The sequence below is a fragment of the Pelomonas cellulosilytica genome (assembly GCF_021353265.1).
In the GTDB taxonomy this organism is placed as follows: Bacteria; Pseudomonadota; Gammaproteobacteria; order Burkholderiales; family Burkholderiaceae_C; genus Pelomonas; species Pelomonas cellulosilytica.
In genome coordinates this window covers 363,517-379,238 of record NZ_JAJTWU010000001.1, presented here as the reverse complement: position 1 = coordinate 379,238, position 15,722 = coordinate 363,517, and the positions used below count along the sequence as shown (strand labels likewise).

Below are 15,722 nucleotides of genomic sequence, written 5' to 3'. Positions count from 1 at the left end.
GATGCTGATCGACGCCCACCTGCATTGCACCGGCGACGAGACAACCCGCGATGTGCTGCGCACGCTGGATGACGCCGAGGTCGACATCGGCGTGCTGCTGGCGCCGTTCCTGTCGCCCGGTTACTCGCTCGCCGACGCCGAGTCGCTGACGCGGGCCAATCGGCACCTCGCCAAACTGGTAAAGGACCATCCCGACCGCATCGTCGGCTTCGCGGTGGTGAACCCCACCCACCCCGGCGCGGTCGCCGAACTGCAGCGTGCGGTGGACGATGGCCTGCGTGGCGTGAAGATGGTGCCCAGCGGCTGGTACCCGTACGACGACGCGGTGCAGCCCGTCTTCGCACGCGCCGCGCAGCTCAAGCTGCCCGTCCTGTTCCACAGCGGCATCTTCATCGACGGCCGCTCCGGCCGCTTCTGCCGTCCGTCGTTCTACGAGGTGATGCGCGACCACCCTGGCGCCCGTACGGCGCTGGCCCATGTCGGCTGGCCGTGGACCGATGAGGCCATCGCCGTCGGGCTCATCGACCGCATCCACGGCGTGCCCGACGCGCACGCGGCGTTCCGCTTCGACCTGTCATTCGGCCCGCCGCCGCCCTATCGCAAGGCCGTGCTGCAGCTCGCGCTGGAGGTGCTCGGGCCGGGGCTGCTGCAGTTCGGCAGCGACTGCTTCCTGCCCTGCTCCGGCCAGCAGCTGCGCGAGCGCCGGGGCTGGCTGGAAGACCTGCTGAACGAATTGCAGGTCGGTGCCGACGCGCAGAACCGCATCTTCAGCGGCACGGCGGCGGACTGGCTCGGGCGACCGTTCTCGAAGCATGCGCCCTTCAAGCTCGGTTCGGGACGCTGGTCGCCTGTCTGCTGTTGACGATGAGCAGCGACGCGTCGACCGCCCCGCGCCTGAACGCCGTCACGCCGCTGCCCCCGGCACGCGGCCGGCCGCTGCAGGTGCTGCAAGTTCTCGGCAACGCCATCGTCGGCGGCATGGAAAGCTGGGTGCTACGCCTAGTGCAGCGGCTGCCGCGCGAACGCTTCGCCTTCACGGTGCTGTGCCCCTTCGAGAGCCGGCTGACGGAACAGCTGCAGGCCGCGGGCGCTGTGGTCGAGACGGCACCGATGCCTGACGATCTGCCCTGGGCCACGCTGCAGGCGGCCTGCGCGCTCGTCCAACAGCAAGGCATCGAGCTGCTGCACGCCCACCTGCCCCAGGCGCACTTGCTTGCCGGCCTGGTGGGCTCGCTGACGCGCACGCCCGTCCTCACCACACTACATGCACGCCAGCTGTCGCCGCTGGACCTGGAGGTCCACCGGCTGGCGCGCAGCCACATCAGCGTCGTCGCCCGGCAGAGCTACTTCCACGCATTGGGCCTGGGCGTCGAGCCCACGCTGCTGAGCTGCGAGCCCAACGGCGTCGACACGACCGCCTTCCGCCCCCGCGAGCGCACCGCGGGCGAACCGCTGCGCCAGCGCCTGGGCCTAGCGCCTGACGTGCCGCTGGTGGGCTGCGTGGGCCGCCTGTCGCCCGAAAAGGGCCCCGAGGTGTTTGTGCGTGCCGCGCTGATGCTGCGCATGCGCCACCCCGGGCTGGACGCCCACGCCGTGCTCGTAGGTGAAGGCCCGATGCAGGACGACCTGCACCGACTTATCGCCCGCTATGGGCTGGAGGGGCGCGTGCACCTGGCAGGCGTCTGCCACGACATGCCGACCCTCTACGGCGAGCTGGATGCGGTCGCCTGCTGTTCGCACACCGAAGCCATGCCGCTGGCGTTGATGGAGGCGATGGCCTGCGGCCTGCCCACCGTCGCCACCTATGTGGGCGGCGTGCCGGACATCGTCGAGCACGGCCACACCGGCTGGCTGGCCGGCGCGGGCGACTTTGACGACATCGGCCGCTGCTGTGGCCTGCTGCTGACCGACGCCGCGCTGCGCCGGCACATGGGCGAACGCGCCCGGGCGCGGGCCGTGCAGCGGCTGGATCTGGCCACCGGACTCACGCGCGTCGGCGCCTTGATGGAAAGACTGGCGCGTCCGGTCGAGGGCCGGGCAGCCGCGCAGGGACACGGCTGAGCCCGGCACCGCCAGATTGGCGTGGCCCTTGCCAAGACCGGTATCGGTGACGCTGTTTATTTCATCGCTTCGCCGGAAGCAGGCCGGCACGCCGGACGGGCACCGGCACAGAATGCGGCGCCCGCCACTCCGAGCTGAAGCGCATGACTCCACGCTGCCTGCGACCCCGTCTCGTCCCGGCCTTGTTGCTGGCACTGTCCATCGCCGCGCAAGCGCAGGCACCTGCGCCCGCCTCCGCCCCCGTGGTCGAAACACCGGACACGCTCGACCAACCAGGCAGTGGCCCCTTCCCCGCGCGGCAGGAGGAGGTCGCGTCGCTGCCGGATCACGTCGTCTACCGCCCGGCGCAGCTCGACGCGATCAAGCCGCGGCAACTCGGCCTCTACGTCTTCGGCAACGGCGCCTGCTCGGACGATGGCGCCAGCTCGCGCATGCACCTGCTGGAGATCGCCTCGCACGGCTATGTGGCGATCGCGCTCGGTCGCATCCGCAGCGGCCCGGGCGTGACACTGCCGATGACGCCGGCGCCGCCGCGCCAGCAGGACGCGCAAGGCCGACCCGTCTTCCCGCCGCCGCCGACGAGCTACACCGGACTGCTGGCGGCCATCGACTGGGCGCTGGCGCAGAACGCCGACCCGAAGAGCCCCTATTTCGGCAAGTTCGACGAGCGGGCCATCGCGGTCTCGGGCTTCAGCTGCGGCGGCATTCAGGCGCTGCGCGTGGCGCCGGACCCACGCGTGAAGACTGTCGTCGTCATGAATAGCGGCCTGTTCATCCCCGGCACGGGCGTCAAGCACGTGGAGATGGACCAGCCCAAGTCGCTGCTCGATCAGCTGCACACGCCGACGCTCTACGTGCTGGGCGGGCCCACCGACATCGCCTACACCAACGGCATGGACGACTTCGCCCGCATCGGCCACGTGCCGGTGGCGGTGGCCAACCTGCTCGGCGTGGGTCATGGTGGCACCTACATGCAGCCCAATGGCGGCAAAGCCGCTGCCGCCGTGGTGGCCTGGCTGGACTGGCAGCTGCGCGGCGACACGCAGGCCGCGCGCGCCTTCGTCGGCCCGCAGTGCGGGCTGTGTACGGACACCGCGTGGGAGCTGCGAAAGAAGCGAATCGACGCGAGCTCCTGAGGCTGCCGAGCAGCCTGGCCGCGGCGCCCGGTGACGGACGCCACGCGGCGGGCACGCCGCTTGCCCTCGGCCCGCCGCGGGGGTCGTCCTCGCGGATGGAGCCCTCATCATGAAGAAGATCCTCATCGCCTCGCTGGTCGCCCTCGGGGCGCTGTCCGTCACCGGCTGCGCCGTCACCAGCGGCCAAAGCACCGTCGGCCAATATGTCGACGACGCCACGATCGGCACCCGCGTGAAGGCACGCTTTGCCGAAGACGCGCAGGTCAGCGCGATGCGCATCCAGGTCGAGACGCTCAACGGCACCGTGCAGCTGGCCGGCTTCGCCACCTCACAGGCCGAGAAGGACCGCGCCGGGCAGCTCGCGCGGGCCGTTCCGGACGTGAAAGAGGTGCGGAACAACATCATCGTCAAGCCGGCAGAGAAGTAAGCCCCTCGCCCCGTCTCGCCGCGCTGAAAGCGGGCGAGCCCGGCCGATCTTGCAGACCGCGCTGCGCCAGCGGCTCAGCCCTTCGCCACGCACAGACCGTGCACTGGACGCCCTGTGCCCGGACTCAGCCCGCTCGGGGACGGCGATGCTCGCGGGCCGGCTTGGGAGCGGCCGGCGCTCAGCCCGCGGTCTGGACGGGTGGCCTATTTGCAACGCGACTCACGGATGAACTCCACGCCCTTGCACAACCCCTGGCCGCTCCGCGGCCTGTTCGCGCTCGCGCTGGTGTTCGCCGTGCGCGAGGCGCGGCCATTGCTCGCGCCGGTGCTGATCGCCGTGCTGCTGACGCTTGCGCTGGCGCCTGCCGTGCGCTGGCTGCGCCGCCGCGGGCTGCCGGAGACGCTAGGGGCGTTGGTCGTCGTCGTGGCGCTGATAGGCAGCACGGTACCGCTGTCGATGAGCCTCGCACGGCCCGCCGCCGCCTGGTGGGAGTCGGCGCCGATGACGGTGGCGCAGTTGCTGGAACAGCTGGACAAGCTGCGCACGGCCATCCCCGGGCTGCATCCGCCGGCGGTGCGGGCGGGACGCGCGGCGCAACCGCCGGCGCCGGACCCGCTAAAGGAACGCCTGGCCAGCGAGGGCGTCACGCTGACCGGCATCGTGCTGACGCGGGGCCTCGCCTTCGTCGTGTCGGCCTCGGCCACGGTCATCCTGCTGTACTTCCTGCTCGCCGCCGAGCATTGGGTGCTGTCGCGCATCGTAGAGGCCGTGCAGCGCCCGCGCACCCGGGCGCTGGTGCTGGGCGGCGTGCGCGCGGCGCAGCGGGAGATCGCGCACTGGCTGGCCGTCGTGGGCATCGTCAACGGCGTCGTCGGCGTGTTGATGGGCCTGCTGCTGTGGATGCTGGGGCTACCCAACCCGACGCTGTGGGGCGCCGTGACGGCCGTGTTCTGCTTCGTGCCCTACATCGGGCCGATGGCTTTGATGGGCATGTTGCTGCTGGCCGGCATCAGCACGTTCGACAGCGGCCTGCAGGTGTTCGGTCCGATGCTGGCCTTCTGCGTCGTGCACGCGGTGGAAAGCAACATCGTCAGCCCGCTCATCGTCGGCCGCCGGCTGTCACTGAGCCCCGTGTCGGTGTTCCTGTCGGTCATGGCCTGGGGCTGGCTGTGGGGCATTCCAGGCGCTTTGATCGCCGTGCCGGTGCTGATCGCGCTGCGCAGCATCTGCCGACGCGTGCGCGGCCTGCGGCTGCTGCGGTGCTTCCTCGAAGGTGACCGCCGCGGGGCGCCGCCCCCGCTGCGCTCGCTGCTGCGGCGACCGGCCGGCACGCTGCAGAAGGCCTCAGCGGGAAACCCGCTGCTCCCGTGAGGGCCAGGCCGGGTCGGGTCAAACCCGATACGCAAACAAGGGACCAACGCGGGCATGTCGTTTGCTGGTGACCCTGCCAGATGCCACCCATGCTCCTTGGCGATACGCTCGCCCCGCTGTCGCTGCGCCTGCCGGATGCAGGTGTGCACCTGACCCACCTGTCGATGCCCGTCACGATCCGTTCCCGCCTCCTGCTGCTAGTGCTTTCAGTGGTGCTGCCCGGCATGCTGGGTGTTGCCTGGTTGATCGGCAGCACCTACGAGGCAGAGCGCGATGCGCACAACCGCACGCTGCGCGATACCGCGCGGGCGCTGTCCATGCTGGTGGACAGTGAGCTGGCCCGGCGAGCAACGATTGCGCACGTGCTGTCGCAGTCGCCGGAGCTCGACGGCGCCATCGCGCTCGAACCCGAACGGCGGCAGGCCTTCGAACAGCAGGCCCGCCGCACGATGCAGGGGCTGGACGGCTGGGTGGAGCTGCACGCCCCGGGTCGCGTGCTGCTCAGCACGCGACTGCCCCAGGGCAGCCGGGGTGACACGTCGGGGCCGGCCACGCTGCGCGCCAGCGCGCTGATGCTGCCGCTGCAGCCACTGGCACGGGCAGCGGGCGACCCGAGCCCTTCCGACGAGCTGTATGCGGCCTGGGTGGAGCCCGTGCGGCGCAATGGCGAACTGCTCTACAACATCGTCGTCACCGTGCGGCCGTCGGAGCTGCAGCGCATCGTGCAGGCGCAGGCCAATCCAGGCTGGATCGGTACCGTCATGGACAGCGCCGGCCGCGTCGTGGCCCGCCAGCCCGGCGGCGCGGCCTTCACCGGCCGGGCTGTCGGCCCGCAGCTGCGCGAGCGCATGGCCAATGCGCGTGAGGGGCTGTTCCAGCTCACGTCGCTCGACGGCTCGCCCACCGTGGGCTACTTCAGCACGTCGCCGCTGGGGTGGAGCTACGTCAGTGCCATGCCGCGCGAGGCCTTCGCCGGCCGCATGCCCGCCGAGGTCCTGCGCGTCGTGGTCGGCGCACTAACGCTGACGGCGCTGGCCGTCGCCGGCGCGATGTGGGTGGCGCGGCGCATCGAGCAGCCGATCCGCGCGCTCAAGACCGCCGCCCAGGATCTGCAGGCGGGGCGCCAGGTGCAAACACGACCCACCGGCATCGCCGAGTGCGACGAAGTGGCCGAGGCACTGGCCAGCGCGGGCCGCACGATGGCCGGCGCGCGCAGCGAGCTCGAACGCAGCGTCGCGCAGGCGGTGGACCGCACGCGGCTGGTGGAGCAGCGCGGCGCGCAGAGCCAGCGTGTGGAGGCCCTCGGCCGGCTCACCGGCGGCGTGGCCCACGAGTTCAACAATCTGCTGGGCATCATCAGCAACAGCATGCACCTGATGCGTCGCCACGCGGCAGCGGACGAATTGCAGGCACCGCTGGCGGCCACACAGCGCGCCGTCGACAAGGGCAGCCAGCTCACGCAGCATCTGCTGCGCTTCTCGGGTCGCCGACCCGGCATGCGCATGCAGACCGTGCTGCTGGGCCGCTATCTGCCCGAGGTGCAGGAGCTGCTGCGCAGCGTGCTGGGCCGGCGCATCGATATCCGCGTTCAGGTCGCACCCAGCATCCATGCGGTGCGCGTGGACGCCAGCGAGCTGGACCTCGCCCTCGTCAACCTCGCGCTCAACGCGCACGACGCGATGCCCAACGGCGGTGAGCTGTGCCTGCGTGCCGGCAATGCCACCGCGGACGACCTCGAAGGCCTAGCGCTGCCACCGGGCGACTACGTTGTTGTCACCGTCAGCGACGACGGCATCGGCATGGACGAGGAGTTGGCCGGCCACGCCTTCGAGCCCTTCTTCACCACCAAGCCGGTCGGCCAGGGCAGCGGCCTGGGCCTGTGCCAGGTCTATGGTTTCGCGACGCAGGCCGGCGGCACCGCGCGGCTGTCCAGCACGCCGAGCATCGGCACGACGGTGTCGCTGCTGCTTCCGGTGGCCGGTGCGGGTGGGGACGACCGCCCGGAGGCGTTCGCGCCGCCCTCGCCGCAGGGCCTGGCCGGGGCGACCGTGCTGCTGGTGGAGGACGACGAATCGCTCGGGGACGTGACCGCCGCGCTGCTGATGGCGCATGGCGCCCGCGTCATTCGCGCCGCGCACGCCGAGGCGGCCCTGCGGCTGCTGGATGCGGGAGCCGCCATCGACATCGTGCTGAGCGACATCGTCATGCCCGGGTCGATGGACGGCGTGGCGCTCGCGCGCCGGCTGCGTGAACAGCGCCAAGGTCTGCCCGTGGTGCTCATCACCGGCTTCAGCAACACCGCAATGAGCGACGGCGAGTTCCCGGTGCTGCGCAAGCCCTGCCCGCCCGACGAGTTGCTGGCCGCGTTGCAAGCGTCGATCGCCATTGCACGCTCGGCGTCACCGCCACAGCGCGCTCGCTGAGCCACCGCCGTGGTTCCTGGGAGAAGCGGGCACGCCGCGTGCCCTCGTTGGTCGCTCCATGCTGCCATGCAGCGCCCTTCCACAACCCTTGAGAGGACTCTCCCGTGAGCAACGACGACATCATCGACACGCTGAACGACCTGATCGAAACCAGCAAGGACGGCGAGTACGGTTTCCGCACCTCCGCCGAGTATCTGAAGGACGCCGCCGTCAAGCAGGTGTTCATGGCCCGCGCCGAGGAATGCCGCCAGGCCGCCGCGGAATTGCAGCAACTGGTGCTGCAGTACGGCGGCAAGCCCGACGACAGCGGCAGCGCCGCGGGCGCGCTGCACCGCGGCTGGGTGGCCGTCAAGGGCACGCTGGCCGGCTACACCGACAAGGCCATCCTGGAGGAAACCGAACGCGGCGAGGACACCGCGCTTGCCTCCTACCGCAAGGCGCTAGAGCAGGAACTGCCGCTGGATGCCCGCCTGCTGATCGAGCGCCAGCTGGAGGGTGTGAAGCGCAATCACCTGCAGGTACGGACGTTGCGGGATCAGGCGCGAGCCATGTCTTGAGCGCTGCAGGCCACAGATGCATGCGGCCTTGAGCCGCATGCGCCCCCTGCCCGCCAGCTTGCCGCAGCCCGGCGCGACGTTCAAACGAGCGGCTTCACCTTGCTACCGTCGTCATCGTCATCGGTCTTCTTCTCGCGGATGACGCTGATGCCGCCGTCAGGCTCCATCCGCGCCATCTTGACCTCGGCGAGCTTTTCGATGCCGTGGGCGCGCAGGCTGGCCATCAGCTCGGGCACGGTGACGTATTCGCGGCGCATGTTGCGCGGAATCATGCGGCCATGGCGCACCAGCACCAGTGGCGGGGGCTCGACGAAGCGGCGCACGGTGTTGAAGCGAAAGCTTGCCCAGTCCAGCAGCCAGTTCCAGCCCACCAGCGTGCTCACCAGCACCGCGCCCTCGGACACGCTCGTATAGCTGCCCGCCATCGCGTTCTGTGACGCATCGGCAATCAGCACCAGCAGCAGGATGTCCGCGACGGCGATGGAGCCGGCGTCGCGCCGAAGCACGAAGCGGAACAGCAGGAACAGCAGCCAATACATCAGGCTGCCGCGGACGATGAGTTCGAGCGGCGAGACGTCGAAGCGCAGCAGTTCTGCGATGTCAGGCATGGCTGTCACGGCGGCGCTGCCGGCCGAACAGGCTGCCCAGCACCGGCAGGCCTACCGTCAGCACCTGGGTCGCAGTCGTCGGGTTCATGCGGGCACGCCAGCGCTCGGGCAGCAGCGGCCAAATCACATCGACGAGCCGCGCCCACGGCAGCCCGGCCAGTAGCGCCAGCAAGGCCGGCCGGGCTACGGCCTGCACCGGGGCTACCGATGCGGCCGCGGGACGTCGGCGCAACAGCAGCCACAGCAAGGCGACGCCGGCAGCGCCAGCCAGCGCGGGCTTCAGCCAGCGGCGTGGCCGGAAGGCGTCGCGCAACTCGTGGCCGAAGCGGCCTACGCCGCGGCGAAGGTTCTCTTCACGGGCGATGAGGCGTTGCTCGACGCGCACGATTTGCGCGTCGATGTCATCATCGCCTTCAACGCGTGACAGGCTGGCCGGCAGCGGGGACTGCGGAGCGTTCATCGGCGGCGGTTTCCATGGACGTGGGACGGGGATCGGGCGACAACGTCAGGTGGCGACGGGTGGCGGGCAGCGCCAGACGCGGCAGCAGCGAGCGGACACGGGCGACGGCGACGGCGATGACGAGGCCGTTGATGCCGATCGCCGCCAATAGCGCTGCCGCCAACGGGAGCCCGGCATGCACCAATGCGACCACGAGGCCGGCCCACAGCGCGAGCCAGACCGTCACGCCGAGGATGGCAATGGCCACCACCAGCGTGACGATCTGCACCAGCGACTGCGCGGCACGTTGCAACTCCAGCGACAGCAGCTCGACACGGTCGCTGACGAGGCCTGGCAGCTCACGCGCCAGGCCAAGCAGCTGGTCGAGCAACGAGGCCGGCGCCGTGCCGGCACCGGGGCCCGGCGTGCCGGGCGGCGGATCGGAGGGGGCGTCGGCCAAGGTGGCTTACCGGGTCAGGCGCGCGACGAGCACGCCCACCGCCAGTGCAGTGGCGATGGCGGTCAGCGGGTTGTCCCGAACCGTCGTGCGCAGGCTTTCGGCCCACTCGTCGCCCATTTCGCGCGCGTCCTGCGCGCGCTGGCTGATCGCGTCGCTGGCGGCATGCACGCCGTCCTGCACGCGCTGCACGGCCGGGCCGGCTGTACCGGCTAGACGGTCAATGGCCTGGTGAGCGCCTTGCACGACGCGGTCCAGCATGTCGTGGCCGGCGGCCGCGCCCTCGTCGACTGCAGCGTCCGCGCGGTCGGCCACCTGGTTGACGGTGGCTGCGGCCGGCGTGTCCTTGACGCTGGGCGAGGCGGTGGAAGTGGGGAACGGCGTGGCGTTGTCGGTGGTCATGATGGGGTCCTTGTGGAAGCGGAGGGGATGACGGCAGCCTTCGGCAAACGGGGTGCCAGGCCCGTCAGCCGCACCGGCGCGACCGGGCTGTAGAAGTTGCCGAAGGCCGTTCAGATGGCGCCGACACTGCCCGTCACCGGCAGCACGATGCCGGTGATGTAGCCCGCGCACACCGGCGAGGCGAGGAAGACGTAGGCCGGCGACAGCTCCTCGGGCTGCGCGGCGCGCTTCATGTCGGTCTGCTTGCCAAACTCGGCGACCTTGTCGGCGGGCGCGTCGGACGGGTTCAGCGGCGTCCACACCGGCCCCGGCGCGACCGCGTTGACACGGATGCCGCGCTCGATGAGCTGGCTGGCCAGCGACTTGGTCAGCGCATGGATCGCGCCCTTGGTGGCGGAGTAGTCCACCAGCCTGGCGCTGCCCTTCAGGCCGGTCACCGAGCCCGTGTTGATGATGGAGGCGCCGCGCTTGAGGTGCGGTAGCGCGGCGCGCGCCATGCGCAGGTAGCCGCCGATGTTGGTGTCGAGCGTCTCGCGGATGCGCTCGTCGTCCAGTTGCTCCAGCGACGCCGCGTGCTCCTGGAAGGCCGCGTTGTTGACGAGCACGTCCAGCTTGCCGAAGCGCGCCACCGTCTGGGCCACGGCGCTGTCGCACCAGGCGCTGTCCTTCACGTCGCCCTGCAGCAGCAGGCACTGCCGGCCCTCGACCTCGATGCAGCGGCGCGTCTCCTCGGCGTCACCGATGGACGAATGAAAAGCCACAGCCACATCGGCGCCCTCGCGGGCGAACAGCACGGCCACGGCGCGGCCGATGCCGGAATCGGCGCCTGTCACCAGGGCCACCATGTCCTGGAGCTTGCCGCTCCCGCGGTAGTCAGGCGCCTGGAAACGCGGCGCGAGGTCGAGGTCGGCCTCCCGGCCCGGCTTGTCGAGATGCTGGGCGGGCAGCGATTCCGGCTGATGGCGTGCGCCCGCCTGCATCGCGCCGCCATCATCGTCGTCTTGCGCGCCGGGCTGGGCATCTTGCTCGTCCTGCCGCTGCTGGATGCGGCGTTGGGTATTCAGCGTGTCGTCCTGGCTGCTCATGGCGGTCTCCGGTCAATGGAAGAACCGCCTGCGGCAGCCGCCGTACCCGGCCCTCAGCGGTGGCCGTCCACGGCCTCGCTCTCCTTGCCGGACGGCGTCTGGGCGTCCAGCCCCCGGTCGGGCGACTCGGCCACCTGCGGCACGCCGCCATCACGCTCGATGAGATCCTCGATGATGAAGTGGCCGTAGTGCTGCGCGCGCTCCGCACCTTCGGCCTTCACCGCCTGGGCCAGCTGCCGTGCCTGCTCGTCCCCCGACACGCCCACCACCAGCCAGTGGTAGCCGCGCTGGGCCAGCACACGGTGAGCGAGCACGAGGTTCATCTCCTGCCCAATGGACGCGAGCGGGCTGGCACGGGCCACGTCCTCGTCGATCTGCCGCAGCATCTCGCGGTCGGTGTAACGGTGCACGGCGTCGCCGGCGATGCCCAGCCGACCGAGGGCGTCGGCCGCGCGGTCGGCGGCCTCCGCATCAGGCAACGAGATGACCACATGGCCGACCGGCTTGAAGACGCCAAAACTGTGGGGGGTTTGCTGGGACATGGCAGGCCTCTGGTTGAAGTTGCAGGTGATTCCAGTAGGCAAACGGAGTGCCGACCCGTCAAAAACCTGTAGGCACGGCGCTTGCCCTCAGCGCGCATTCGAGGCCCGAGCGCCTCATCTTCTTTGCCTCTACCTTGCCCCATCAGGAGCCAACATGCCCAACTCACGCCGCCGCACCGTGCTGTACGTCGAAGACCACCCGGTTAATGCCTTGCAGATGGCGGCCATCTTTGAACGGCGACCGGGCCTGTCGCTGGTGATTGCCAACTCGGGTGCCCAGGCTCTGCGCAAGGCCGCAGCGCTGCAACCGGCCCTACTGCTGCTGGACCTCGGCCTGCCCGACTGCCATGGCGCCGACCTGCTGCTGCGGCTGCGAAGCCTGCCGGGCTGCCAGGCGGCGCCAGCCGTGGCGGTGACGGCGGACGCCATGTTCGCCACAGCCAACACTGGATTCCGCGAGCTGTGGGCCAAGCCGCTTCAGCTGGAGCACGTGCTGGCCCGGCTGGACGCTCTGGCGGCTCCCAGCGGCCTGAAGGCGGCGCCAACCATGCCGAGCGCGCCTAACCCGTCGATCGACCCGCTGCGTGCTCTGCCCGCGGTCCAGGCCACGCTGGCGCCACTGTGATGTGCATGGGCACGGCACTTGCCGAAATGGCAAGCCCCGCCGCGCCGCGAGCAAGAGGCCCGGCGGGCCCCGTCAAGCATCAAACTAGGAGTCAAGCATGAAGAAGATCGCATCCCAGATCGCCGGTGCAGCCATCGTCCTCACCGCGGCCGCAGCCGGCCTCGCCTATGCCCAGGGCAGCGGCGGCGCAGCCGGCGGCCCTGGCGCCAACCCCAACACGCAAGGGACCGACCCGGGCACGGCAAACACCGGCGATAACCGCTCGGCCACGCCGCGCGGCGGCAACACGTCCGGTAGCACGACGACCAACGGCGACCTGAAGTCCAACAGCACAGCCAGCCCCTACGGTGGCGGCGTCAACAACGGCAGCACCTACAACCCGGCCGTACGCTCGACGGACATCAAGGCCGGCAACGTGAGCAGCGTCGATGACACGGCCCCCCGTGCCACCACCTCGTCGTCGAACACGACCCCGATGCCGGCGACGACACCCGGCACTCTGTCGAACAACAACGCGAACAGCGGCACCATGCCCGCTGCCGCGGCGACTAACAGCAGCACCGACACGCGCTGGAACGCCGACGGCACGCAGGCCCGGCCGGCCCGCGCCGACCGCCACTGAGCGGTCGCCTGACAGCCGGGCGCCGCCATCGGGCGGCGCCCGGCTTGCAGGTCCTTGAAACACGTCAGCGCGATGTCTTGTCGTGGATGATGCGGTGCACCAGGTGCAGCTTGCGTACCGCCGGCCGCGACAGCACGAAGGGGTAGAAGTCAGCTACGCCCATGCTGCGCGACAGCTCGTTCAGCACGCCGGTGAGTTCCATCCAGCTGTTGATGAGCTGCAGGAAGCCAGCCGCGTCGGCATCACCCGCATCGGCCACCGTGTCAGCGCCAAAGCGCTCATAGCTCAGCTCGACGCGTTCGCCATCCAGGCCGAAGCTGCGGGCAGTGTCCAGCGTGTCGGCCAGATGCAGGTAGTGCGCCCAGGTCTCCGCCCAGTCCTCCCACGGATGCGCGCTGGCGTAGGCGCTGACGAAGTGCAGGCCCCAGTCCGCCGGCGGGCCGCTGGCGTAGTGGCGCTGCAGCGCTTCGCCGTAGTCCTGCCGCTCGTCGCCGAACAGCACGCGGCAGGATTCGATCCAGTGCGACGGCTCCACGAGCAGCTGCCAGTAGTAGTGGCCGGTCTCGTGGCGCAGGTGGCCCAACAGCGTGCGGTAGGGCTCGCCGAGGCTGCCGCGCCGTTCTTCGCGGCGCGCATCGTCGGCCTCCGACGCGTCCAGCGTGATGACGCCGTCGGCATGCCCGGTGATGACGCCCGGCCCCTCGGGCGGTGCCAGCAGCAGGTCGAACGCGATGCCGCGTTCATCCTCGGTCTTCGGTCGCACCGGTAGCTCCAGCCCGATCAACGACGACACCAGCCGGCGCTTGGCCTGCTCGATGCGGTTCCACCAGACGTCGGCGTTCGGCTGCGTCAGGTCGGGCACGGTGCGGGTGAGCCGGCAGCAGCGGCATAGCGTCTTGCCCGCCTGGGCTTCGTCGGGCTCCAGCAGCCAGTTGCAGGCGGCGGCCGTGTCGAGGTTGGCGCAGCGCACATACCGCCGCGCACGCCGCGGCGGCACGCCGGCCTGCCGCCAGCCGCCCTTGCCCGAGCGGCCCGGCGCCGGCTCCAGCGCGATCAGCAGGCCGCGCGCGGCGTCATAGCCCAGCGGCCGGCCACAGGCCAGGCACTGGCTGTTGCGGAAGAAGACGGGCCGGCCGCAAGCGCAGCTGAAGGCGCGGGGCGTCGTGGGCGAAGGGATCACACGGCTCTCCACAAGAGGATGGCGGGCAGCATCAGCCGCCCAGCAGCAGCGCGAGTGCCGCCGTCACGCTGCCGATCAGCGCGCCCGACAACACATCGCTCGGGAAATGCAAACCAAGCACGACGCGCGCCAGCCCTACCAGCACGGCGAAGCTCCACAGCAGCGGCGCCAGCGCCGGGTGGAAGGCCGACAGCAGCAGCGCGAACGCGAACGCATGCAGCGCATGGCCACTCGGGAAGCTGAAGGCGTCGGGCACCTTGAGGCAGGCGCGGATGCTGTCACAACGCTCGAACGGCCTCTGCCGCCGCGTGCCGAGCTTCAGCGCGTAATAGACGACGAGGTTGGCGCCACCAAGCGCCAGCATCAGTAGCGCCTGCCGCGGCTGGCCGAGCAGGGCCAGCAGCAACGCGAGGCCGGCCCATAACGGGCCGTCTGCCAGCCGGCTGCACAACGCGAGCACGCGCGGCAGCAGCGGCCGTGCGGCGGCACGGTGCAAGGCCTGTGCGCCGCGCAGGTCCAGCTCGGCGCCGCGCAGGCGCCCGGCGTCAAGCCAGGGCGGCATCGCGGGCGGCCACGCTGCCAGCAAAAGCCACCCGTCGCAGCTGCAGCTCGAAGCGGCGCAGCACACCGCCCCAGTCCGCCTGCGTGGCGGCCAGTCTGGCCTCCATGCGCAGCAGGCCGTCGGGCTCGCTCGCGTTCAGCGCGCGCGAGGCGGCGTCGAGAAACGCGTCTGCGGCATCCGACGCCGGGCCCGGCGCGGCGAGGCAACCGTTCACGTCGTCGCGGATGTGGGCCGCCGCCGCACCGGTGTCGAAGGCCGCCACGGCCAGGCCGCTGGCCAGCGCCTCCAGCGTCACGTTGCCGAAGGTCTCGGTGAGGCTCGGGAACAGGAACACATCGGCGCTGGCGTAGTGCCGGGCCAGCGCGGGGCCGGTCTGCATGCCGGCAAAATGCACCTGCGGATGCGCCCGCTGCAGCCGCGTGCGCAGCGGACCGTCGCCCACCACCACCATGCGCAGCCCCGGTCGGCACAGGCTCATCCGCTCGAAGGTCTGCAGCGCCAGGTCGGCGTTCTTCTCGGCCGCCAGGCGGCCGACGTAGAGCATGACCCGCGCGGCAGGCCCCGCCTGCCAGCGATGGCGCAGCGCGGCGTCGCGGCGCTCGGGGGAGAACAGGCTTGCATCCACGCCGCGGCCCAGCACCTGCAGGCGGCCAAAGCCATGCCCGGCGAGTTGCCGCGCGAGCTCCTGCGTCGGCACGAAGTTGCACTCCGCCATCGCATGCAGCCGGCGCAGATATCGCAGCACCACGGGCTCCAGCAGGCCAACGCCATAGTGGCGGCAGTACGCATGGAAGTTAGTGCGGAAGTCGGCACTGGCCGGGATGCCCTCGGCGCGCGCGGCACGCAGCGCGGCCCAACCCAGCGGGCCCGGCGTGACCACGTGGACAAGGTCTGGCAGCGTCTGCCGCCACAGCGCGCTCAGCGCGGCCCGCCGCGCCCAGCCAAAGCGCAGCTCTGGATACATCGGAATGGGGGCACCGCTGCAGCGCCATTCGTCGGCGTCGCGCCGCGCCGCTTCACCGGCATGGCGCGGCCGGATCAGCTGCACCTCGTGGCCTGCGCCACGCAGGTGGCGCACGGTGCGCTCGGCGGTCAGCGCCACGCCGTTGATCTCGGGCGGATAGGTCTCGGTGACGTAGGCGATGCGCACGGGCGGGCCCTCGGTGCGTGATGGAAACGGCCTTTCGGCAAACACGGTGCCCGGCCTGCGGCATGCGGCTTGCTC

General features: G+C 70.8%; 18 protein-coding genes. 9 read left to right on the top strand and 9 right to left on the bottom strand.

What is annotated here, in order from left to right; genetic code table 11:
• Window position 1 precedes the first annotated feature (1 nt).
• From LXT13_RS01465 to LXT13_RS01435, 7 genes are all read left to right on the top strand, one after another.
• Window positions 2-862, top strand: a complete 861-nt coding sequence (locus tag LXT13_RS01465; protein WP_233369825.1) for an amidohydrolase family protein — start codon at window positions 2-4, stop codon at window positions 860-862.
• Window positions 863-864: 2 nt separating this feature from the next.
• Window positions 865-2,061 carry a glycosyltransferase gene (locus LXT13_RS01460; protein ID WP_233369824.1) on the top strand — a complete coding sequence of 399 codons (1,197 nt, stop codon included), beginning with the start codon at window positions 865-867 and terminating at the stop codon, window positions 2,059-2,061.
• A gap of 143 nt (window positions 2,062-2,204) precedes the next feature.
• Window positions 2,205-3,197, top strand: coding sequence for an alpha/beta hydrolase (locus LXT13_RS01455; RefSeq protein ID WP_233369823.1), 993 nt, complete (start codon window positions 2,205-2,207; stop codon window positions 3,195-3,197).
• A 109-nt stretch (window positions 3,198-3,306) separates the two neighbouring features.
• Entirely contained in the window at window positions 3,307-3,624 is a 318-nt protein-coding gene (locus tag LXT13_RS01450) for a BON domain-containing protein (RefSeq protein WP_233369822.1), read from the top strand.
• Window positions 3,625-3,849: 225 nt separating this feature from the next.
• Complete coding sequence (locus LXT13_RS01445) at window positions 3,850-4,995, top strand: AI-2E family transporter (protein WP_233369821.1); 1,146 nt, start codon at window positions 3,850-3,852, stop codon at window positions 4,993-4,995.
• 89 nt (window positions 4,996-5,084) lie between these two features.
• A complete protein-coding gene (locus LXT13_RS01440) occupies window positions 5,085-7,418 on the top strand; it encodes an ATP-binding protein (RefSeq protein ID WP_233369820.1) in 2,334 nt (777 codons plus the stop codon).
• A 104-nt stretch (window positions 7,419-7,522) separates the two neighbouring features.
• On the top strand, window positions 7,523-7,975 hold the full coding sequence (locus LXT13_RS01435; protein ID WP_233369819.1) for a PA2169 family four-helix-bundle protein: 453 nt from the start codon (window positions 7,523-7,525) through the stop codon (window positions 7,973-7,975).
• Between the two features lie 80 nt (window positions 7,976-8,055).
• Here the strand turns inward: LXT13_RS01435 and LXT13_RS01430 are convergent, their stop codons facing one another.
• The 6 genes from LXT13_RS01430 to LXT13_RS01405 all read right to left on the bottom strand — a co-directional run bounded on the left by LXT13_RS01430 (window position 8,056) and on the right by LXT13_RS01405 (window position 11,508).
• Window positions 8,056-8,583, bottom strand: coding sequence for a DUF421 domain-containing protein (locus tag LXT13_RS01430; RefSeq protein ID WP_233369818.1), 528 nt, complete (start codon window positions 8,581-8,583; stop codon window positions 8,056-8,058).
• Window positions 8,576-9,043: a hypothetical protein gene (locus tag LXT13_RS01425; protein WP_233369817.1), complete on the bottom strand. Its 468-nt coding sequence runs from the start codon at window positions 9,041-9,043 to the stop codon at window positions 8,576-8,578. Before LXT13_RS01425 ends, LXT13_RS01430 begins: the two co-directional genes overlap by 8 nt.
• Complete coding sequence (locus LXT13_RS01420) at window positions 8,997-9,482, bottom strand: phage holin family protein (RefSeq protein ID WP_233369816.1); 486 nt, start codon at window positions 9,480-9,482, stop codon at window positions 8,997-8,999. Before LXT13_RS01420 ends, LXT13_RS01425 begins: the two co-directional genes overlap by 47 nt.
• 6 nt (window positions 9,483-9,488) lie before the next feature.
• Window positions 9,489-9,881, bottom strand: a complete 393-nt coding sequence (locus LXT13_RS01415; RefSeq protein WP_233369815.1) for an ElaB/YgaM/YqjD family protein — start codon at window positions 9,879-9,881, stop codon at window positions 9,489-9,491.
• Window positions 9,882-9,991: 110 nt separating this feature from the next.
• Window positions 9,992-10,966 carry an SDR family oxidoreductase gene (locus tag LXT13_RS01410; RefSeq protein ID WP_233369814.1) on the bottom strand — a complete coding sequence of 325 codons (975 nt, stop codon included), beginning with the start codon at window positions 10,964-10,966 and terminating at the stop codon, window positions 9,992-9,994.
• A 53-nt stretch (window positions 10,967-11,019) separates the two neighbouring features.
• Window positions 11,020-11,508, bottom strand: a complete 489-nt coding sequence (locus tag LXT13_RS01405) for a hypothetical protein (protein ID WP_233369813.1) — start codon at window positions 11,506-11,508, stop codon at window positions 11,020-11,022.
• A gap of 154 nt (window positions 11,509-11,662) precedes the next feature.
• Here LXT13_RS01405 and LXT13_RS01400 point away from each other — a divergent pair, with 154 nt between their 5' ends.
• Window positions 11,663-12,133 (top strand): response regulator, encoded by a 471-nt coding sequence (locus tag LXT13_RS01400; RefSeq protein WP_233369812.1) that lies wholly within the window; start codon window positions 11,663-11,665, stop codon window positions 12,131-12,133.
• Between the two features lie 97 nt (window positions 12,134-12,230).
• Entirely contained in the window at window positions 12,231-12,755 is a 525-nt protein-coding gene (locus LXT13_RS01395) for a hypothetical protein (protein WP_233369811.1), read from the top strand.
• Window positions 12,756-12,819: 64 nt separating this feature from the next.
• On the opposite strand, the gene LXT13_RS01390 is transcribed toward LXT13_RS01395, so the two are convergent.
• From LXT13_RS01390 to LXT13_RS01380, 3 genes are read right to left on the bottom strand one after another with little or no spacing between them, the layout of a single operon-like run.
• Entirely contained in the window at window positions 12,820-13,935 is a 1,116-nt protein-coding gene (locus LXT13_RS01390) for a zinc-binding metallopeptidase family protein (protein WP_233369810.1), read from the bottom strand.
• Window positions 13,936-13,966: 31 nt separating this feature from the next.
• A complete protein-coding gene (locus LXT13_RS01385; RefSeq protein WP_233369809.1) occupies window positions 13,967-14,497 on the bottom strand; it encodes a phosphatase PAP2 family protein in 531 nt (176 codons plus the stop codon).
• Window positions 14,481-15,647, bottom strand: a complete 1,167-nt coding sequence (locus LXT13_RS01380) for a glycosyltransferase family 4 protein (RefSeq protein WP_233369808.1) — start codon at window positions 15,645-15,647, stop codon at window positions 14,481-14,483. Before LXT13_RS01380 ends, LXT13_RS01385 begins: the two co-directional genes overlap by 17 nt.
• Window positions 15,648-15,722: the final 75 nt, after the last annotated feature.